At 70.4% G+C, this 20,278-nt stretch carries 12 protein-coding genes and 1 pseudogene; 3 read left to right on the forward strand and 10 right to left on the reverse strand.

What is annotated here, in order from left to right:
• Positions 1-2 precede the first annotated feature (2 nt).
• The 9 genes from glgX to DID98_RS04635 all read right to left on the reverse strand — a co-directional run bounded on the left by glgX (position 3) and on the right by DID98_RS04635 (position 15,892).
• Positions 3-2,117, reverse strand: coding sequence for a glycogen debranching protein GlgX (glgX, locus tag DID98_RS04595; RefSeq protein WP_124570314.1), 2,115 nt, complete (start codon positions 2,115-2,117; stop codon positions 3-5).
• Positions 2,118-2,149: 32 nt separating this feature from the next.
• Positions 2,150-4,351 carry a 1,4-alpha-glucan branching protein GlgB gene (glgB, locus tag DID98_RS04600; RefSeq protein ID WP_124570315.1) on the reverse strand — a complete coding sequence of 734 codons (2,202 nt, stop codon included), beginning with the start codon at positions 4,349-4,351 and terminating at the stop codon, positions 2,150-2,152.
• Complete coding sequence (treS, locus tag DID98_RS04605; protein WP_124570425.1) at positions 4,348-7,758, reverse strand: maltose alpha-D-glucosyltransferase; 3,411 nt, start codon at positions 7,756-7,758, stop codon at positions 4,348-4,350. The genes glgB and treS overlap by 4 nt, the downstream gene beginning before the upstream one ends.
• On the reverse strand, positions 7,758-11,150 hold the full coding sequence (locus DID98_RS04610) for an alpha-1,4-glucan--maltose-1-phosphate maltosyltransferase (RefSeq protein ID WP_124570316.1): 3,393 nt from the start codon (positions 11,148-11,150) through the stop codon (positions 7,758-7,760). The genes treS and DID98_RS04610 overlap by 1 nt, the downstream gene beginning before the upstream one ends.
• A 185-nt stretch (positions 11,151-11,335) precedes the next feature.
• Positions 11,336-11,824, reverse strand: coding sequence for a phage protein NinX family protein (locus tag DID98_RS04615; RefSeq protein ID WP_124570317.1), 489 nt, complete (start codon positions 11,822-11,824; stop codon positions 11,336-11,338).
• A gap of 12 nt (positions 11,825-11,836) precedes the next feature.
• On the reverse strand, positions 11,837-12,652 hold the full coding sequence (locus DID98_RS04620) for an endonuclease/exonuclease/phosphatase family protein (protein WP_124570318.1): 816 nt from the start codon (positions 12,650-12,652) through the stop codon (positions 11,837-11,839).
• Entirely contained in the window at positions 12,643-14,865 is a 2,223-nt protein-coding gene (locus tag DID98_RS04625; protein ID WP_124570319.1) for a VTT domain-containing protein, read from the reverse strand. The genes DID98_RS04620 and DID98_RS04625 overlap by 10 nt, the downstream gene beginning before the upstream one ends.
• Positions 14,862-15,200, reverse strand: coding sequence for a hypothetical protein (locus tag DID98_RS04630; protein ID WP_124570320.1), 339 nt, complete (start codon positions 15,198-15,200; stop codon positions 14,862-14,864). Before DID98_RS04630 ends, DID98_RS04625 begins: the two co-directional genes overlap by 4 nt.
• Positions 15,197-15,892: an MgtC/SapB family protein gene (locus DID98_RS04635; protein WP_124528698.1), complete on the reverse strand. Its 696-nt coding sequence runs from the start codon at positions 15,890-15,892 to the stop codon at positions 15,197-15,199. Before DID98_RS04635 ends, DID98_RS04630 begins: the two co-directional genes overlap by 4 nt.
• A 179-nt stretch (positions 15,893-16,071) precedes the next feature.
• On the opposite strand from DID98_RS04635, the gene DID98_RS04640 reads away from it, so the two are divergent.
• Positions 16,072-16,314 (forward strand): DUF6566 family protein, encoded by a 243-nt coding sequence (locus DID98_RS04640; protein WP_124570321.1) that lies wholly within the window; start codon positions 16,072-16,074, stop codon positions 16,312-16,314.
• A 121-nt stretch (positions 16,315-16,435) separates the two neighbouring features.
• On the opposite strand, the gene DID98_RS04645 is transcribed toward DID98_RS04640, so the two are convergent.
• The gene (locus DID98_RS04645; protein ID WP_044843419.1) at positions 16,436-17,110 is read right to left on the reverse strand and encodes an HAD family hydrolase; all 675 of its coding nucleotides are present in this window, start codon (positions 17,108-17,110) and stop codon (positions 16,436-16,438) included.
• A gap of 192 nt (positions 17,111-17,302) precedes the next feature.
• On the opposite strand from DID98_RS04645, the gene DID98_RS04650 reads away from it, so the two are divergent.
• Together DID98_RS04650 and DID98_RS04655 are read left to right on the forward strand one after the other, a co-directional pair.
• Entirely contained in the window at positions 17,303-18,487 is a 1,185-nt protein-coding gene (locus DID98_RS04650) for a sugar transporter (RefSeq protein ID WP_124570322.1), read from the forward strand.
• Between the two features lie 561 nt (positions 18,488-19,048).
• Positions 19,049-20,184, forward strand: a pseudogene (locus DID98_RS04655) (ISAs1 family transposase).
• The last annotated feature ends 94 nt before the right edge of the window (positions 20,185-20,278 follow it).

Below are 20,278 nucleotides of genomic sequence, written 5' to 3' on the forward strand. Positions count from 1 at the left end.
CCTCACGAGGACGGGGCGGGTGGCACGGCCGCGACGGCGATCACGGCCGCGTGCGCGGCGACGTCGCGGCCGGCGTCGGGCCAGCCGCGCGGGCCGGCGTCGGGCGTCGCGGTGTCGAGCAGCACGCGATAGTCGAGCACGGGGGCGGGCAGCTTGAACGTGACGACGTGGGCCGACGCATTCAGCATCACGAGCAACGCCTCGGTGCGCCCGGTGCGGCCGGTGCCGACGCGCCGCATCGTCAGCGCGCGACGCTCGCCGTCCTCCCACGCGGGCACGCTCAGCGGGTCGCCGCGCTCGTCGAACCAGTCGATCTCGTGCATGCCCGGCGCACCGTCGCGGTCGCCGGACGGATAGCGCGGCGCCGACATCACCGGGTACATGCGGCGCAATGCGGCGAGCCGCGACACGAAGCGCGTCATCTGCGCGCCTTCGTCGCTGCGCGCGAGATCCCAGTCGAGCCAGGACAGTTCGTTATCCTGGCAATATGCGTTGTTGTTGCCGTGCTGCGTCCTGCCGAATTCGTCGCCGGCCACGATCATCGGCGTGCCGAGCGCGGTAAACAGCGTGGCGAGCATCGAGCGGGCGACCCGCGCGCGCAGGTCGCGGATCGACGCGTCGTCGGTGGCGCCTTCGACGCCCCAGTTCGCGCTGCAGTTGTCGCCGTGGCCGTCGTGGTTGTCTTCGCCGTTCGCTTCGTTGTGCTTTTCCGCATACGACACGAGATCGGCGAGCGTGAAGCCGTCGTGCGCGGTGATGAAGTTGACCGACGCCCACGTGCGGCGCCGGTGATGATTGAACAGGTCGGCCGAGCCCGCGAGCCGCGCGGCGAGTTCCGGGCGCTGCCCGGCGTCGCCGCGCCAGAAGCGCCGTACGGTGTCGCGAAAGCGGTCGTTCCATTCGGCGAAGCCGGGCGGGTGGCGGCCCAGCTGATAGCCGCCGGGGCCGAGATCCCACGGCTCGGTGATCAGCTTGCGCTGCGCGAGCAGCGGGTCCTGCCGCAGCGCGTCGAAGAAACCCGCGCCCGGCTCGAAGCCGTGATCCTCGCGGCCGAGCGTCACGCCGAGATCGAAGCGAAAGCCGTCGACGTTGAATGCGCTCGCCCAGTAGCGCAGCGAATCCATCACCATCTGCACGACGCGCGGATGCGACAGGTTCAGCGTGTTGCCGCAGCCGGTCTCGTCGACGTGGTAGCGCGGGTCGTCCGGCCGCAGCCGGTAGTAGCTCGCGTTGTCGAGGCCGCGCCACGACAGCGTCGGGCCGAGCTCGTTGCCCTCGCACGTGTGGTTGTAGACGACGTCGAGCACGACCTCGATGCCGGCCGCGTGCAGCTGCCGGATCGCGATGCGCATCTCGTCGAGCCGCCGCGTCGACAGGTAGGCCGGCTCCGGCGCGAAGAACGCGGCCGTGTCGTAGCCCCAGTAGTTGCGTAGCCCGCGGTTCACGAGCGCGCGCTGCTGCAGGAACGCGTGCACCGGCAGCAGCTCGACCGTCGTCACGCCGATCGACAGCAGGTGATCGATGAACGCCGGATGAGCGAGCGACGCGAACGTGCCGCGCTCCGGCGCGCGCAATCCGGCGCGGCGCATCGACGCGCCGCGCACGTGGGTCTCGTAGATCACGGTGCTGCGCCACGGCACGTCGGGGCGCCGGTCCATGCTCCAGTCGAACGCCTCGTCGACCACCACGGCCTTCGGCATCGCGGGCGCCGAGTCGCGGCGATCCATCGACAGGTCCGCGCGGTTCGAATGCACGCGATAGCCGAACAGCGCGTCGGACCAGCGAAAGTGGCCGACCAGCTTGCGCGCGTACGGGTCGAGCAGGAGCTTGGTCGGATTGAAGCGATGGCCGTGCTGCGGCTGATACGGGCCGTCCGCGCGAAAGCCGTACACGGTGCCGGGATGCGCGTTCGGCAGGTAGCCGTGCCATACCTCGTCGGTGCATTCGGGCAGGTCGAGGCGCGCGAGCTCCTTGCGGCCGGTCGGATCGAACACGCACAGCTGGACACGCTGCGCATGCGCGGAAAACACCGCGAAGTTGGTGCCGAGGCCGTCCCAGGCCGCGCCGAGCGGATGGCAGCGGCCGGGTTCGAGACGGGCGGGCAGGGCGGTCGGCATGGGGATCGTCTCCGTGTCGAGGGCGCCGGGTGTCAGGCCGGGCTCAGCCACAGCGTCGCGAGCGGCGGCAGGCGCAAGGTGGCCGACCACGACTCGCCGTGCGCGGGGATCGCCTCCGTCGACACGGTGCCGTCGTTGCCGGCATTCGTGCCGCCGTACACGGCGGCATCGGTGTTCATCAGTTCACGCCACTGCCCGGGCGCTGGCAACCCGACGCGATAGCCGGCACGCGGCACCGGCGTGAAGTTGCAGACCGCGACGACGAGACGCCCGGTGTCGTCGCGGCGCGCGAACGCGAACACGCTGTTGTCGCGATCGTCGCCGATCAGCCACGCGAACCCGGCCGCGTGGCAATCGAGCGCATGCAGCGCCGGTTCAGCCGCGTACGCGCGGTTCAGGTCGCGCACGAGCCGCTGCACGCCGCGATGCGCGGGCGCGTCGAGCAGGTCCCAGTGCGGCGTCGCGTCGTGCGCGAACTCGGCCCATTGTGCGAATTCGCTGCCCATGAACAGCAGCTTCTTGCCCGGATGCGCCCACATGAAACCGAAGTACGCGCGCAGCGTCGCGAGCCGCTGCCACGCGTCGCCGGGCATCTTCGCGGCGAGCGAACCCTTGCCGTGCACGACCTCGTCGTGCGACAGCGGCAGCACGAAGCGCTCGGAGAACGCATACACGAGCCCGAACGTCATCCGGTCGTGGTGATAGCGGCGATGGATCGGATCCTCGCGCAGATACGCGAGCGTGTCGTGCATCCAGCCCATGTTCCACTTGAAGTCGAAGCCGAGCCCGCCGTCGCCGGTAGCCGCGGTGACACCCGGCCACGCGGTCGATTCCTCCGCGAAGGTGACGATGCCGGGCGGCGCGAGCGCACCGTGCAGCGTGTCGTTCAGCGTGCGCAGGAACGCGACCGCCTCGAGGTTCTCGCGCCCGCCGTGGATGTTCGGCACCCATTCGCCTTCCCTGCGCGAGTAGTCGCGGTACAGCATCGACGCGACCGCGTCGACGCGGATCCCGTCGACGTGATAGCGGCGCGCCCACGCGAGCGCCGACGCGACGAGGAACGCGCCGACCTCGTTGCGCCCGAGGTTGAACACGCAGGTGTTCCAGTCGGGGTGCATGCCCTCGCGCGGATCGGCGTGCTCGTACAGCGCGCTGCCGTCGAACTGCGCGAGGCCGTGCGGATCGTTCGGGAAATGCGCGGGCACCCAGTCGACGATCACGCCGATGCCGGCCGCGTGCGCGCGGTCGACGAAGCGCGCGAAGCCGTCGACCGGCCCGAAGCGCGCGGACGGCGCGAACTGCGCGAGCGGCTGGTAGCCCCACGAGCCGCCGAACGGGTACTCGGAAATCGGCATGAACTCGACGTGCGTGAAGCCCATGCCGCGCACGTACGGGATCAGCCGCTCGGCGAGTTCGTCCCAGGTCGAACTGCGGTCCATTTCCTCGGGCACGCGCTGCCACGATTCCGGATGCACCTCGTAGATCGACCACGGCACCCGAAAGCGGCGCTCCGGATGCGGTCGCGCGTGGATCCAGCCGTCGTCATGCCATGCGAACGCGTCGAGCGCCGCCGTGTCGGCGACCACCGATGCGGTGCGCGGCGGCGCTTCGGTCGCGCGCGCGCACGGATCGGCCTTGTGCGGCAGCACGCGGCCGTCGCTCGCGCACAGCTCGTACTTGTAGTGCTCGCCGGCGCCGATGTCCGGCACGAACAGTTCCCACACGCCCCACGGGCGCCGCAGCCGCATCGGATGACGGCGGCCGTCCCAGGTGTTGAAGTCGCCGACCACCGACACGCGCTGCGCGTTCGGCGCCCATACCGCGAAGCGCACGCCGTCGATGCCGTCGACGCGCGTGGGCGTCGCCCCGAGGCACTCGAGCACGGCGGCCGGGTCGCCGGCCGCGAACCGCGCGAGCGCCGCGTCGTCGAGCAGCGTGCCGAACGCATACGCATCGTCGGTCACCTGCCGCGTATCGGGCCACTCGATCGCGAGCCGGTAGTGGCCGTCGCGCGCGATCGTCCCGGCGAAGCAGCCGGCTTCGTCGACGCACGCGAGCGTGCCGAGTTCGTCGCCGTCGGGCGTCACCGCGCGCACGCGCCGCGCGCCGGGCAGCAGCGCGCGCACGACGATCCGCCCGGCATCCCGGTGCGGGCCGAGGCACGCGAACGGGTCCGGATGGCGCCCGGCGAGCAGCGCATCGATATCGTGGCGGTCGAACAGCGTGTCGGTCATCGGGTGCCTCCGTCGTCGGGTTCACCGTGCGTGTCGAGCAGGCGTTCGACGAGCGCGGCGAGCCCGCCGACCGGCACGCCGAGCCAGTCGGGGCGGTTCGCGGCTTCGTAGCACAGCTCGTACGACGCCTTGTCGATCAGGAACAGCGCGAGCAGGCGATCGGCATAACGCGGGTCGACGAAGCGTTCGGGCGCCTGCTCGGCGGCCGCGCGATAGCATTCGACGAAGCGGTCGGCGGCGGCCTGCCCGAAGCGGTCGAACAGCGCGCGCTTGCGGCCGGCCGCCTGCGGCGGCGCCTTCTCGATCACGAACTGCGCGGCCGCGCTCACGTACGACAGCGAGCGCAGGAAGCCGGCCACGTCGCGCAGCGGATGCGACTTCGCGCGGCGCCGCTCCAGCGGGCGCGCGGGCTCGCCCTCGAAGTCGATCAGCAGCGCATCGCCCTGCACGTCGAGCACCTGGCCGAGATGGAAATCGCCGTGGATTCGCGTGCATTGCGCGTCGAGGGTGCGCGGCACCAGTTCGCCGAGCGCCTGCACGGCCGCGTTGCGCGACGCGAGCAGCGTGTCCGCGGCGGCCCGCTCGGCGGGGGCCAGCGTATCGAGCCGCGTGCCCAGCACGTCGAGCGCGTGCTCGAACGACGCGATCGCATCGCTGCGCCAGTGGTCGACGTGTGCCGGGGTCGCGCGCTCCGGCGCGAACGCCGGGTCGTCGGACGGCTGCGCGAGCGCGACGTGCAACTGACCGAGCCGCGTGCCGACGATCCCGGCGAACGCCGCGTAGCCGAGCAGCGCGTCCGGTTCCTCGCCGGACTCCGTCGCGTCGCCTTCGTCGACGGCCGGCAGCGCGAGCTCGTCGACCGCACGTCTCAGGAAGTCGAACGAACGCGTCCACGCGTCGCCCTGGTTGTCGACGTAGCGCTGCAGGATCGCGACCGTATGCGGCGTGCCGTCCGGATCGACGTGCACGACTTCGCCGGCGAGCGTCGCGGTGTTCGCATAGCCGATCCGCGTCAGGTGGCGGCTCATCTCCGCTTCCGGATGGATCCCGTGCGCGACCTTGCGCACCAGCTTCAGCACGATCGCGTCGCCGATCACGAGCGAGCTGTTGCTCTGCTCGGCCGCGAGCCAGCGCACTTCGGCGTCGTCGCCGGGATCGAGCGCGGCGAGCGCCTGCTCGGGCAGGAAGTCGAGGCGGCCGCCGTCGGAAGTCGGCACCGTCGCGCCGTCGCGCAGCTTGCGCAGCATCCCGCGCGCGAACGACGGCAGCGCGAACGCGTCGGTGAGGTAACCGACGGTATGGCCGCGCCGCACGCGCGCGAGCGCGAGCTGCGCGAACAGCGGCTGCGACGTCTCGCCGCCCCACGCGGCGGCCAGCGGCACGACGTAGCGTTCGACCCCGCCGTCGCTCGCGGATACCCATGCTTCCGCGTACTGGAACGGCTCGTCCGGCATCGGCGTGACGACGTTCAGCCACGCGTCGCCGATCTTGCGGTCCTTCGATGCGAACCAGCGCCGCCGCGCGAGCCACGACGCGAGCGCATCGTGCGCGAGCGCATGCAGCTGGCCGACGTCCGGCCGCGCGTCGCCGCGCCGCATCACGATCGTCACGTACTCGGGCAGCGGCTGCGCGTGCGGCTGCCGCCACGACGGCTCGCGGCCATGCTCGGACAGCACGAACCACAGGAACCCGTACGGCGGGAAGGTGAGCAAATACGGGAGCTGGCCGACCGGCGGAAACGGCGAATCCGACGTCATCTCGATCGGCACGCGGCCCGCGAATTCGGACAGGTCGAGTTCGACGGCCTGCGACGCGCGCGACAGGTTCGCGACGCACAGCACCGTCTCGTGGCCTTCGAGTTCGCGCAGGTAGGCGAGTACCTTGCGGTTCTCCGGGCGCAGGAAGCGGATCGTGCCGCGCCCGAACGACTGCGTCGCGCGGCGCGTCGACAGGATGCGGCGCGTCCAGTTCAGCAGCGAATGCGGGTCGCGCGTCTGGGCTTCCACGTTGATCGCGTCGTAGCCGTACAGCGAGCCCATCACGGGCGGCAGCACCAGCAGTTCCGGGTCCGCGCGCGAGAAGCCGCCGTTGCGATCCGACGACCATTGCATCGGCGTGCGCACGCCGTCGCGGTCGCCGAGGTGGATGTTGTCGCCCATCCCGAGCTCGTCGCCGTAGTAGATCACCGGCGTGCCGGGCATCGACAACAGCAGCGAGTTGATCAGTTCGATGCGGCGCCGGTCGCGCTCCATCAGCGGCGCGAGGCGGCGCCGGATGCCGAGATTGATCCGCGCGCGCCGGTCGCTCGCATAGGTCTGCCACAGCAGGTCGCGCTCCGAATCGGTGACCATCTCGAGCGTCAGCTCGTCGTGATTGCGCAGGAACACGGCCCACTGGTTGCTCGGCGCGAGCGCCGGCGTCTGCCGCATGATGTCGACGATCGGGAAGCGGTCCTCGCTCGCGATCGACATGTAGATGCGCGGCATCAGCGGAAAGTGGAACGCCATGTGGCATTCGTCCTCGTTGCCGAAGTATTCCTGCACGTCTTCCGGCCACTGGTTCGCCTCCGCGAGCAGCATCCGGTTCGGGTACTCGGCGTCGATCGTCGCGCGGATCCGCTTCAGGATCGCATGCGTCTCGGGCAGGTTCTCGTTGTTGGTGCCTTCGCGCTCGACCAGGTACGGCACCGCGTCGAGCCGCAGCCCGTCGATGCCGAGATCGAGCCAGAAGCGCATCACCTGGATCACCTCGCGCACCACGGCCGGGTTGTCGAAGTTCAGGTCCGGCTGGTGCGAGTAGAAGCGGTGCCAGTAGTACTGGCCGGCGATCGGGTCGTGGGTCCAGTTCGACGTTTCGGTATCGAGGAAGATGATCCGCGTGCCCGCGTATTTCGTGTCGGTGTCGGACCACACGTAGTAGTCGCGATGCATCGAGCCCGGTTTCGCGCGCCGCGCGCGCTGGAACCACGGGTGCTGGTCCGACGTGTGGTTGATCACGAGCTCGGCGATCACGCGGATGCCGCGTGCGTGCGCTTCGCGGATGAAGCGCCGCACGTCGGCGAGCGTGCCGTAGTCGGGATGCACGTCGCGGTAGTCGGCGATGTCGTAGCCGTCGTCGCGGCGCGGCGACGGGTAGAACGGCAGCAGCCAGATGGTATCGACGCCGAGCTCGGCGATGTAGTCGAGCTTCGCGATCAGGCCGGGGAAATCGCCGATCCCGTCGTTGTTCGAGTCGTAGAACGACTTCACGTGCACCTGGTAGATGATCGCGTCCTTGTACCACAGCGGGTCGTCCGCGCAGAGCGCGGGTGCGCGGCGCCGCGCACGGCGCCGGCGCGGCGTGCCGGCCGGGGCGAGCGACGGGAACTGCGCGCGCCGCACGTCGTCGAGGGAGTCTTCGCGTTTCATCATGCGTGTGCTCCGGAAGGGCCCCGGGCACCGCCCGGGTCGGGCGCCGTCGCTCGCGCGGCGCCGGGAGACGGCGCGAGCCGCCAGATCGCATAGGGCCGCACGTGCGGGTCGAGCGACACGTACTGGCGATGCCCGCGCCAGGTTTCGGCGCGCGCGGCGTCCTGTTCGAGCGCGTCGAGCGGTTCGCCGTCGACGAGCCCGAGGCCGCGCCACAGCGACGCATCGAGCATGAAGTTCGTGGCCTGCGGATGCCACGGGTCGAGGCTGATCGCGACCGCGACGACGCTGTCGTGCGCGGGCGTCGCCTTCACGAACACGAGCACCTGGTCGTTGTCCGCGTCGGCGAACGTGAGGCCGAGGTGGGTCTGCAGCGCCGGATGCTCGCGCCGCGCGCGGTTCAGCCGCGCGACTTCGCCGCCGATGTGCGCGGCCTTGGCCCAGTCGCGCGCGCGCAGCTCGTATTTCTCCGCGTCCGCGTATTCCTCGCTGTCGGGCAGCGGTGCCGATTCGCCGATCTCGAAGCCCGAGTACAGGCCCCACGAGCCGGCGAGCGTCGCCGCGAGCGCCGCGCGGATCACGAACTGCGAGCGCGGCGCGTTCTGCAGGTGGCGTGGATTGATGTCGGGCGTGTTCACGAAGAAGTTCGGCCGGAAGAACTCGCGCGCGGGACCGGCGCTCAGCTCGGTCAGGTAGTCGATGAATTCGCGCTTCGTCTCGCGCCACGTGAAGTACGTATACGACTGCGAGAAGCCGATCTTCGCGAGCCGGTACATCATCCCGGGCCGCGTGAACGCCTCCGACAGGAACACGACGTCCGGATGCTTGCCGCGCACGTCCGCGATCATCCACGCCCAGAACGGCAGCGGCTTCGTGTGCGGGTTGTCGACGCGGAAGATCCGCACTCCGGCTTCGACCCAGAACAGCACCACGTCGCGCAGCGCGAGCCACAGGTCGGGCAGCGCGTCGGGCGCATAGAAGTCGGGATTCACGATGTCCTGGTAGCGCTTCGGCGGATTTTCCGCATAGCGCAGCGAGCCGTCGGGCCGCCATGCGAACCAGCCCGGATGGGCGGCGAGCCACGGATGGTCGGGCGAGCACTGGATCGCGAAATCCAGCGCGATTTCGAGCCCCTGCGCGCGCGCCGCATCGATCAGCGCGCGGAACGACGCGAGCGTGCCGAGCTGCGGATGCACGGCCGTGTGGCCGCCGTCCGGCGAGCCGATCGCGTACGGGCTGCCGACGTCGTCGGGGCCGGCCTTCAGCGTGTTGTTGCGGCCCTTGCGCGCGGTCGTGCCGATCGGATGGATCGGCGGGAAATACAGCACGTCGAAGCCCATGTCGCGAATGCGCGGCAGTTGCGCGATCACGTCGTCGAAGGTGCCGTGCCGGTGCGGGTCGTTGCTCGCCGAGCGCGGAAACAGCTCGTACCAGCTGGAAAAGCGTGCGGCGCGGCGCTCGACCTCGACCGGGTAGACGGTCTCGTCGTGCGTGGCGAACGGCCGGTAGCGCAGCGCCGCGTAGGCGTCGGCGAGCGCGGGTTCGCCGATCAGTGCGAGACGGTGTTCGTGCGACGCGTCGTCGAGGTCGGCCGCCAGCCGTTCCATCTGCCGGACCGCGTGCGCAGCGTCCGGCGCGGCGCGCTTCAGCGCGGTCGCGAGCAGCAGCTGCGCCTCGCGCACCTCCAGCGTCACGTCCTGGCCGGCCGCGCGCTTCTTCGCGATGTCGGTGACGAGCGAGGCCCAGTCGTCGCGCCACGCGATCACGCGGAACGCGTGGCGGCCGAGCCGGTCGAGCGCGATGCGCGCGTGCCAGCGGTCGTTCGGTTCCGCGACGAACGGCACTTCGCGCCAGTCCTCTTCGTCGTCCGCGCGCCACTGCAGCGCGGCCGCGAGATGCGCATGGCCGTCGGTGAAGATCGATGCGTGCACAACCAGCGTTTCGCCGATCACGCGCTTGATCGCGAAGCGGCCGCCGTCGACCGCCGGCTCGACGCGTTCGATCGCGATCCGGTCGGCCGCGAGCGCGGCGGACAGCGCGGCGCGCTCGTCCGCGGCGCCGGCGCGCGCGGTCGCGGGCGGCGCGCGTCGCGCGTCGAGCAGCGCGTAGCCGCCGGGTTCGAGCGTGAACGCGGCCAGCGCGACCGGTGCGGGCGTGCGCGTGCCCGCCGGTGTCGCGACCTGCGTGAAGCCGCCCGGCACACCGGGCAGGATCGTCGCGGGATCGACCGGCGCGTCGGCATCGAGAGCGGGATTCAGCGCGATCAGCAGTGCCGTGTCGTCGTGCTCGAGCGACGGGCCCATGCCGCGCAGCAGCGCGGTCGCGGCCGCGCCGGGCGCGCTCAGTTGCGCGATTTCGCCGCGCCCGGCCGCAAGCGGCGTCGCGCGGCGCCACGCATTCGCGTCGGCAATCGCGCCGGACAGGTCGAAGCGCGCGACGTCGAACGCGGCGCGATAGCGCGCGGCGTCCGCATCGCGCACCATCAGCGGCAACGCGACGCCGCGCTCGAAGCCCATCGGCACGAGCCAGCCGGTGCCGAGCGCAGCCGCGGTCCACAGCGCGCGGTGGTACGCGCGGGCGAGCGTCTCGTCCGGCGCGTCGTGCCAGTCGTCGGCGAGACGCGGGCCGTCGAAGGCGTCGGGAAACGCGATCGGCGAGCCGATGCGGCGCAGCAGCCGGTGCTCGTCCGCAAACCACGGCGAGCGCAGGTCCCACCAGCGTACCGACGAGAACACCGCGTCGAAGCCGGCCCCCTCGAGTTGCGCGAGCGCGTCGCGTGCATGGCCGGGCACGCCGGCCAGCACCGCGACGTCCGGGCGCCCGCGACGCAGCGCCGCGCGCCAGCCGGGCCACCACGCGGCCGGCAGGTGATGCGGCGCGTCGATCAGGAAGCCGGCCGCGCCGGCGTCCGCGAACGCGGCGAGATGCGCGCACCACCACGCGGCGAGCGCGTCGTGCGTCGCGTCGTCGCCGACCCGCGCATGGGCGACGTCGAGTTCATGCGCGCCGCAGCGCGGATCGATCAGCGCGTCGTCGTGCGCGCGCTCGGCGTACCAGTCCGGATGCTCGGCGCGCAGCGGATTGTCGCGCGCGATGCGGTCGGGCACGACTTCGAGCAGCACGCGCAGCCCGTGGCCGTGCGCGAGCTGGGCGAGCCGCGAGAAGGTTTCGAGCGCGCCGGCGCGCGTCGCGAATGTCGCGGCCGGCCGGTGGAAGTCGGCGACGTGCCGCGGAAAACCCGCGACGCTGGCGGCCCAGAAGCCGCCGATCAGCACGTGATCGAAGCCCATGCCGGCGATGTGCGCGAACGTGTCGGGCCACGCGTCGAGCGGGCCGACGAGGCGCGCGTCGCAGAAGTAGAGGTGGGGAGCGAAGGGCGGGGTGGCGTTCATGGGATGGCGGGTCCGGGCGTCGGCGAACGGTAACGGTCGTGCGCCGCAACCCGCGTGCCTGCGGTGCGGCGCCCGGCGCGGCAACGTTCGGGCGCGATGCCGGGGGCGGCACCCTGTCCTTTTTACATGAACGCGGGAGGGTCACTGCATCGCGCGCATGGCCCATGCCTCGGCGTCCGGCGTCGTCACATGCGCGGAATCGAGCGAATGTCCGAACTGTCGCCGATGGCCGGATCGTCGTCCGCTTCGGGAAGCGGCGCACCGGGGTCGTAGCGCACCGGCGCGCCGCGCTCGATCCGGTGTGGGAACGGCGGCGGGGTATCGACTTCGTCGCCGAAGCGCGCACGCACGAACGCGCGCAGCAACGCGGTGCGCACGTCGGGCGCGCGTGCCGCGCAGGTCGACGGGCCGTCGATGAAGCACGCGTCGCATTCGACGCCGTCGCCGCGCCGCGCGATCCGCAGGTCGCCGACGCGATCGAGCACCGCCCCCGCGTCGGCCCACGACGCCGACGGCGCGAAATGCGCGTCGAGGCGCCGCAACGCATCGCACGCGGCGGTCACGATCACCTGCGGCTCGATGGCCGTGAAGTACAGCGTGTGTTTGTCGTCCGCGCACAGTGCGCGTGCGCACCAGTAGTCGAGGGCCGTTCCGTCGAGTTCGTCAGTTCGCATGGGCATGCTCCGTCAGGTTTCGTCGACGTGGTGCGCGTCGCGCGCGGGCGGCGTGCCGGGCGCGGACCGCGCACGCATGCGCGCGACGAGCGGGTAATGATCCGACGCGCGCCGGGCCAGCATGCTGCGATGCACGGTCACGTCGACCAGCAACTCGCCCGGATGGATCCAGATCCGGTCGAGCGAGAACACCGGGTACAGCGTCGGGAACGTGCGCGGCGCCGGCGCGCGGCGGAATCGCGTGACCAGCGCCTGCAGCGCACGGCCGCGCACGAACCATTCGTTGATGTCGCCCATCAGGATCACCGGCATCGCACCGGTGTCGAAAGCGGCGAGCAGCCGCTGCACCTGCGCGCTGCGTTCGTTCGCCGACAGCCCGAGATGGGTCGCGACCACGCGCAGCGTGCCGGCGCCGCAGTCGATGTCCGCATCGAGCGCGCCGCGCGGCTCGCGCGGGTGGAACGACAGGTCGAGCGTGCGCGCGGCGCGGATCGGGCAGCGCGACAGCACCGCGTTGCCGTAGCGGCGCTCCGGCGTGTCGATGGTCGGGCCGGCCACCGCGTGCATGCCGGTCGCGTCGCGCAGGTGTGCGAGCACGTCGGGCGCGCGCGTGCCGCCGAGCGGCACTTCCTGCAGCGCGATCACGTCCGCGTCGAGCTCGTGGATCACCGCCGCGATTCGATCGGCCGCGCGCGCGGGCCACGCACCGTAGCCGCCGCGGATGTTGTACGTCGCGATGCGCAGGTCGCGTCCGCCCGGCGCGGCGGCGGGCGCGCCGTCCGACGTGACGATGTCCGGCGGCGGGGCCGGCTGTCGGCTCAGCACCATCGTCGCAGCACCCTGACGAGCAGCACCGACACGCCGACCAGCGCGACACCGATCGCCGCGAGCCACGCGAATGCGCCGGGGCCCGGATGCCGGAACGCGGCGGTCAGCTGGTGCGCGAAGGTGACCGTCAACACGATGCCCGGCAGCATCCCGATCGCGGTGCCGACCAGGAAGTCGCGCAGGCCGATGTGCGAGGCGCCGGCGACCAGGTTCACGATCGTAAACGGCGCGATCGGCAACAGCCGCAGCACGGCCATCGCGACCACGCCGCGCCGGCCGATGTGTTCGCTGAGCCGGTTCGCGCGTGCGCCGGCGAATCGGCGCACCGCGTCGCGCCCGAGCCAGCGGCCGATCCCGTAGGTCGCGGCGGCGGCCGTCAGCGAGCCGACGGCCGCGTAAGCGAAGCCCGGCCACGCGCCGAACACGAGCCCCGTCGCGGCGATCAGCAGCGTGATCGGCACCGACAGCGTCGCCGCGACCACGTAGCCGGCCAGCAACAGGGCGGGCGCGCCCGGCAGTGCCGCGGCGCGGGCCGCCGCCTGCGCGAGCGCCGCGACGTTCAGCGCCTTGCCGAGCGGCGAGAAGCGCCACGCGAACGCGAGCGCGGCGATCAGCAGCACGGCCGCGCCGAGCGCGAGGAAGCGCGCGGTCAGCGGGCGATGCTGCTCGCGCGGCAGGAATTCGCGGACGAACCGGTCCGGCTCGATCGGCTGCTCGGGGTCGAGCCGCGCGCTGACCGGCACCAATGCGTCGAGCTGCGGCGTCACGACCGGGTCGAGCACGCGCAGCGTGCGGCCCGGTTTCGCGCGCAGCCGGTCGAGCGCGGCGTTCGGCCGGTCGCCTTGCGCGAACGCAGCGGCGACGGTGGCCGGCGGCGTGCCGAGATGTTCGGCCAGCAGGCGGTCGCGCAGGCCGGCGATCGCGGCGCGGAGGCGCGGCTCGCCCGCCGCGACGAGCGCGATGCAGCATTCGGTGTCGAGCACCATCGACCGGTTGTTCAGGTTCGCGCTGCCGATCACGATGCATTCGTCGTCGACGATCTCGATCTTGCTGTGCACGTTCACGCATGCGTCGCCGAGGCCGTCGACGTGCGGGTACAGCAGCCGGTAGCGGCCGAAGCGGTCGGCGGACTTGAGCGTGTCGTGCAGCCGTGCGCGCAGCACGCCCATCGTCGCTTCCTGCAGCCAGCCGCTCTGCACGCGGGGTGCCACGACCGTCACGTCCGGCCCGTGCGGGTCGGCCAGTCGCGCGGACAACGTTTCGCGCACCACGGCCGCGGTGAAATACTGGTTCTCGATGTACAGGTGGCGCCGCGCGGCGCGAATCGTGTCCTCGACGAGCGCGCGCACCTGTCGTACCGACTCGCGGTCGCGGTGGCGCGGCGCCGTGTACGCGATGCCGAGCCGCACGTGGCTCACGTCGACGCGCGCGCCGGGCGGCCACGGATCGACGTCTTCGTCACGCTCGAGATGGCGCTGCGCGCGGATCGCGATCGGACGCCCGCATGCATTGCGCCAGCGCGTGCGCGCCTGCTCGCCGATCGCGGCGGCCGCGTCGCCGTCGAACATCGCCTGCACGTCGTGAAACGGGCCGTACGGCATGCCGCGGGCGTCACGGCGGCGCGGATCGTCGGCCGCGTGCGCGGGCGTATCCCAGCGCTCGCGCGTCAGGTCGAGCCCGCCGACGAACGCGAGCCGGTCGTCGATCACGACGAGTTTCTGGTGATGCGACGCGCCGCGCGGATGGGTGTCGTCGAGGCGGAACCGGATGCCGCGATGCGCGCGCCATGCGGCGCGATAGACGGGCGGCCAGTCGCGCTCCAGCGCGTAGATCATCGCGAAGTCCCACGCGAGCACGTAGATGCGCAGGTTGTGGCGCGCGGCCGCGAGCGCGTGCAGGAACGCGCCGAGCGTGTCGGGCAGCCCGTCGCCGGCGGCGTCGGCCGGCGCGAGGCGCATCCGGCTGTCGACGTCCCAGCCGACGATGAACACCGTATGGCGCGCCCGCCGCAGCGCGGCGCGCAGCGTCGCGAAATACGCGGCGCCGTCCACCAGCATCGCGAAGCGGTCCGCGCTGCGGATCGTGTCGCAGTTGCGTCCGCATTCGAGCAGGCCGTGTCGCACCGGTTCGGCCGTGCGCGAGGCGGCGGCTGCCGCATCGTCGGGGCCCGCCGTCGCGACGGCGGCGCGCGGCTTGCGGTCCGGCGCGATCATCGGGTGTCGACGTCCAGGCCGCCGTCGATGCGTTGCAGCAGCGCATCGCAACGTGCGCGCAGCGCCTGCAGTTCCGGCGAACCGGCGTCGAGCCGGACGCGTTCGCCGTGCTTGGGTTCGCCGTACGCGGCCGCGATGTCGTAGATGCGTTGCGCGATCGTCGCGGATGCGTTCGCGATCCGGATCCGGTCGAGCCAGCCGCATTCGGCGTGATGGCACGCGAGCCACGCGCGCAGCGCGCCGACCACCTGGCTGGTGGTGAGCCAGGCGCCGCCGCGCATGCGCGCGGCCAGCCGGCTCGACACGAGATAGGAAAGCAGATCGGTCTGGGTCACGCGAAACTCCTTGACGAGGTGTCGGGACTGCAGGTCCGCACGCCGGCGATGCCTTGCAGGGACTCGCAGATCGCCGCAAATTCCGCGCCGCTCGTGCGCGAGAACGATATCGAGATGTCGTCGGTCTCCGGATCGTCGTCGGACTGCTGGACGATGAACCGCTTCACGCGCACGCGGCCCGCGCCGAGCGTGTCGTGCAGGACGCCGAGCGTCAGGCCGCCGCGCTCGACGACGAGCCGCAGCGTGCGCTGCTGCCGCTGCGCGATGAAGCGGCGCTCGAGCGGCTTCACGCCCGCCAGGATCGCGAGCACGATCGCCGTCGCGCCGATCGACGCGACGTACATGCCGCCGCCGGCGGCCAGGCCGACGCCGGCCACCGCCCACAGGCTCGCGGCCGTCGTCAGCCCGCGCACGACTTCGCCGCGCAGCAGGATCGAGCCGGCGCCGAGAAAGCCGATGCCCGAGACCACCTGGGCCGCGACCCGCGACGGATCGAGCACGACGCCGTATTGTCCGCGCACGTCCTCGAAGCCGAAGGTGGAGACGAGCATCACGAGGGCCGAGCCGACGCACACCAGCATGTGCGTGCGCAACCCGGCGGCCCAGTTCAGCCGTTCGCGTTCGAGCCCGATCACGCTGCCGAGCAGCGCGGCGAGCAGCAGGCGTCCGACGAGTTCGATATGGCCGATCATCGCGGCCTCCTTTGTTGTCTGGCGGACCGGAGCGGTTCGATACCGGGCACGAACGCAAGACACGTGCCGGGGCGGCCGACAGCGGGCACGGCGCGTGCGCGCGGGGCCGACGGCGCGCGCGGCGGCCATGCGGCGCGCATTTTTTGCATCGCCATCGCAGATAAGTACAGGAGGCCAGGATGCAACATCAACAGGACGCACAGGTTCGCGACCCGTATCGCGGCCACGAGATACGCGTATGGGCGCGGCGCAACGCACGCGGCGCGTGGGGCGACGAGGTGCAGGTGTATGTCGACGGTGCCCGCATCGAGCTGATCGTGCCGGAGCCGACAGGCTCCGAATGGTCGACGCAGGAGGAGGCGCTGCGCGCGGGCGTCGAGCGCGGGCGTTATCTGATCGACAAGCGGGTCGATGACGATTGATTCAGTGCGAATCGAATCGAATCGACCGACCCGGTTCGATCAACAGGGCGCGGGTGCGCGGTTCGGCTCTTTCGTGACTGCATGCCGACGCCGCGCGACCGGGTCCGCTAACGCGAACGGTCTACGGCCGTGCCGCGATCTCGTCGAGATGCCACAGCAGATCCGCCGGATCGTCGTACACGCGCAGCGCCCCCGCGCGTTCCAGCTCGTCGCTGCCGTAACCGCCCGACAGCAGCCCGACGCCCAGCGCGCGGCAGCGGCTCGCGGCGAGCATGTCCCAGATGCTGTCGCCGACCACCACCGTGTGCTCGATCGGCACGTTCAGCTTCGCCGCGGCCGTCAGGAACAGGTCGGGATCCGGTTTCGCATACTTGACCTGGTCGCGCGTGACGACCACGTTCTTCGCCGGATCGACGCCGAGCGCCTCGAGGTTGATGGCGGCCGTTTCCATTCGCCCGCTGGTCGCGATCGCCCAGCGGATGCCCGCGTTCGACAGCGCGGCCAGCAGCTCGCGCGCGCCCGGCAGCGGCCGGACCTGCGCGCGTAGCCGCTGGTACGCGGCCGCGTGCAGCCGCGCGAGCCGCTCGACGCGCTCGGCGTCGATGTCGCCGGCCGTCTCGCGCAGCAACTGGTTCAGGAACAGGCCGCCGCTCATCCCGATCTTGCGGTGGATGCGCCATACCGACAGTTCGATGCCTTCGGCATCGAGCGCTTCCTTCCACGCGAGCACGTGCTGATAGACGCTGTCGACGAGCGTGCCGTCGAGATCGAACAGAAACGACGTTTCAATGCGCATGTGAATCTCCCGGCCCGATGACGTTCGGGCAAATCGTCCGTGAAATGTCCTTCGACGCATTATCGGCGCGCGGCCGTGTCATCGCCATGTCCCGGCGGCGCGGCCCGCCGCGGCATGTCATGTGCCGCTGGTACAATCGCGCCGATGCGCCGGGCCGGCTGCCCGCGCCCCCAACCTTCGTCGAATTCCCGTATGGCAACCCCGGACGCCGTCAGTTCCGAACAGTCGTGGTGGGGCGTTCTGGCCCTGGCCCTTGCTGCCTTCATCTTCAATACCACCGAGTTCGTGCCCGTCGCGCTGCTGAGCGCGATCGGCGACAGCCTGCGGATGCAGCCGACCGACGTCGGCCTGATGCTGACGATCTACGCATGGGCCGTCGCCGTCGTGTCGCTGCCGCTCACGTTCGTCACGCGCCACGTCGAGCGTCGCAAGCTGCTGAGCTGCGCGCTGCTGGTGTTCGTCGGCAGCCATGTCGTGACCGGCGTCGCGTGGAATTTCACGGTGCTGATGATCGGCCGGCTCGGCATCGCGTGCGCGCACGCGGTGTTCTGGTCGATCTCCGTTCCGCTGGCCGTGCGGCTCGCGCCGAGCGACCGGAAAAGCCGCGCGCTCAGCCTGCTCGCGATGGGCACGGCGATCGCGATGGTCGCCGGCATTCCGCTCGGGCGCGTGATCGGCGAGGCGCTCGGCTGGCGCGTGACGTTCCTCGTGATCGGCGGTGCGGCGGCCGTCGCGCTGCTGATGCTGCGCATGACGCTGCCGGTGCTGCCGAGCCAGGGCGCCGGATCGCTTTCCAGCATCGGCGCGTTTCTCAGGAAGCCGGCGCTGGTGGCGCTGTATGCGATCACCGTGCTGGTCGTGTCCGCGCACTTCACGTCGTACACGTACATCGAGCCGTTCGTGCAGAGCGTCAATCATGCGAGCAGCAGCCGGATCACCTACGTGCTGATCCTGTTCGGCGTGGCCGGCATGCCGGCCGCGCTCTGCTTCAATCGCGTGTTTCCGGAGCGACCCGCCGATTTTTTGCTCGCGTCGATCATCGCGTTGTCGGCCTGTCTGCTGATCCTGTTCCCGAGCGCGCTGAACATCGTCACGCTGTCGGTTCACACGCTGGTGTGGGGCGGGGCGATCGTCTGCTTCGGGCTCGCGATGCAGGCGTGGGTGCTGAAGCTGGCGCCGGAGGCGACCGATCTCGCGGTGTCGATCTTTTCCGGGCTGTACAACGTCGGGATCGGTGCCGGCGCGCTGCTCGGCAACCATATCGCCGGGGATTTCGGCCTGCCGTGGATCGGCACGTTCGGCGGCGTGGTCGGGATCTTCTCGGCCGGGATTGCGTGGGCCGCGTTGCGGCTGCATGAGCGGCGGGCGTTGGCGTAGCCGCCGCTGGGCCGGCGGGGGCGGCGATCGTGCCGCCGGCGCGTTGCACTGATCGCTGCGGCCCCGTCAATGCACAGGATGTTTACCGGCACGCGATGCGGCCGGTCACGACGCCGCGCCCGCGCGGTGCGCGCTCGCTGGACGCCTTCAGCCTCAAACTCGATCGTTGTCCGACTTCAGGCACGCGTGCTTGGCATGCGTGATTTCGCGTGGCGCCGCACGTGCACGCCGATCTGCCTCCATGCGTTCCCTGATGCTGCGATGCGTGAGCGGAAAATCGCGCGGTTGTGGCGCGCCTCGCTGAAGAGATCGATTTCGTTGAGATCCTTTCCACGCTGCGGTAATGGGTCGGGGGAGGTTAGCTGTCGGATATATCGTGGAAACTCGAGCAGCGAGGCTCGAGCGCAAGTCAATCAGTCACGTCTGAAATTCGAAATTTGAGTCCTCGTTTCGGACAGGGCAATCGCACGAAACGTGTAAATCGTTAAAGAAGGCTTCCGTTTGCTTGAAAGCCTGCCCGAATCAGGATGTAGTGACGGTTTTTCGCCCTGAGAGAAACCCGTGCGACAGTCCGTCTTGCAGCAGGATGAGTTGAGTATCGAAGAAGCATTCGGAGGTTTGACGGATCCGCGTAGCCGGCCGTCCCCGCATGATTTGCGGGAGATCCTGTTTGTCTCGCTGTGCGCGATTCTGTCGGGGGCAGACAGCTGGGTCGCGATTCAGATCTGGGGCGAGTCGAAGCTCGACTGGTTGTGCCGGTACGTACCGCTGGAGCGCGGGATTCCATCGCACGATACGTTCGGTCGGGTATTCGCGGCACTCTATCCGCTGGAATTCGAAACCTGTTTCGTTCGCTGGATGCGCGGACTCTGCCCGGTGCTGGCCGATGACGTGGTCGCCATCGACGGCAAAACCGTGCGAGGCTCACGCAGCGCGAACCAGCATGGCATCCACCTGGTCTCGGCATGGGCAAGCCAGCTTGGCATGTCGCTGGGGAAGTTCGGACCGCCGGCAAGAGCAACGAAATTACGGCCATCCTGGAACTGCTCGACGTACTGCTGCTCAAGGGCGCGATCGTCACACTCGATGCGATGGGATGCCAGCGTCGGGTTGCCGAGCGCATCGTCGAAGCAAGCGGAGATTATGTGCTCGCGGTCAAGGGCAATCAATCAACGTTGCTCAAACGAATCCGCTATGCGCTCGAGGCCATTGAGCGTGTGCCGCACGCCTATCGGGACCACACCGCCGAGCATCAGGAAATCGACAAGGATCACGGCCGTATCGAAACGCGCCGGTGTATCGCCAGCGATGTCCTGGCGTGCTGGGAGCCTGATCCGGACTTATGGCCCGGCCTGCGTTCGATCGTGATGGTCGAGGCCACTCGCGAAATCGGCGATACCAAGACGACCGAGCGGCGTTACTACGTGTCGAGCCTGCCTCCCGATGCAGCGCGAATCGCGCAGGCCGTGCGGGCGCATTGGCGTATCGAGAACAGCGTGCATTGGGTGCTGGACATGGCCTTCGGCGAAAACCAGTGCAGGGTTCGCGTCAACAACGCCGCCCAGAACTTTGCGATCCTGCGTCGCATCTGCCTGAACCTGCTCAAAGCGGATACGACGACGAAGGCCGGCATCAAGAACCGACGGCTCAAAGCGGGCGCCAGCGACGGTTACCGCGCTGCTGTTCTCCGTTTGTAACGTTTCATGCGATTGCCCTGGCTTTAGGGACAAGCCATAAAGTTCGCGATGCCCAGAGAGGGAACGGTGATGGCCATAGCCGTTCCCTTTCGCG

Origin of the sequence: Burkholderia sp. Bp8984, assembly GCF_003853755.1 — a bacterium.
Classification (GTDB): Bacteria; Pseudomonadota; Gammaproteobacteria; order Burkholderiales; family Burkholderiaceae; genus Burkholderia.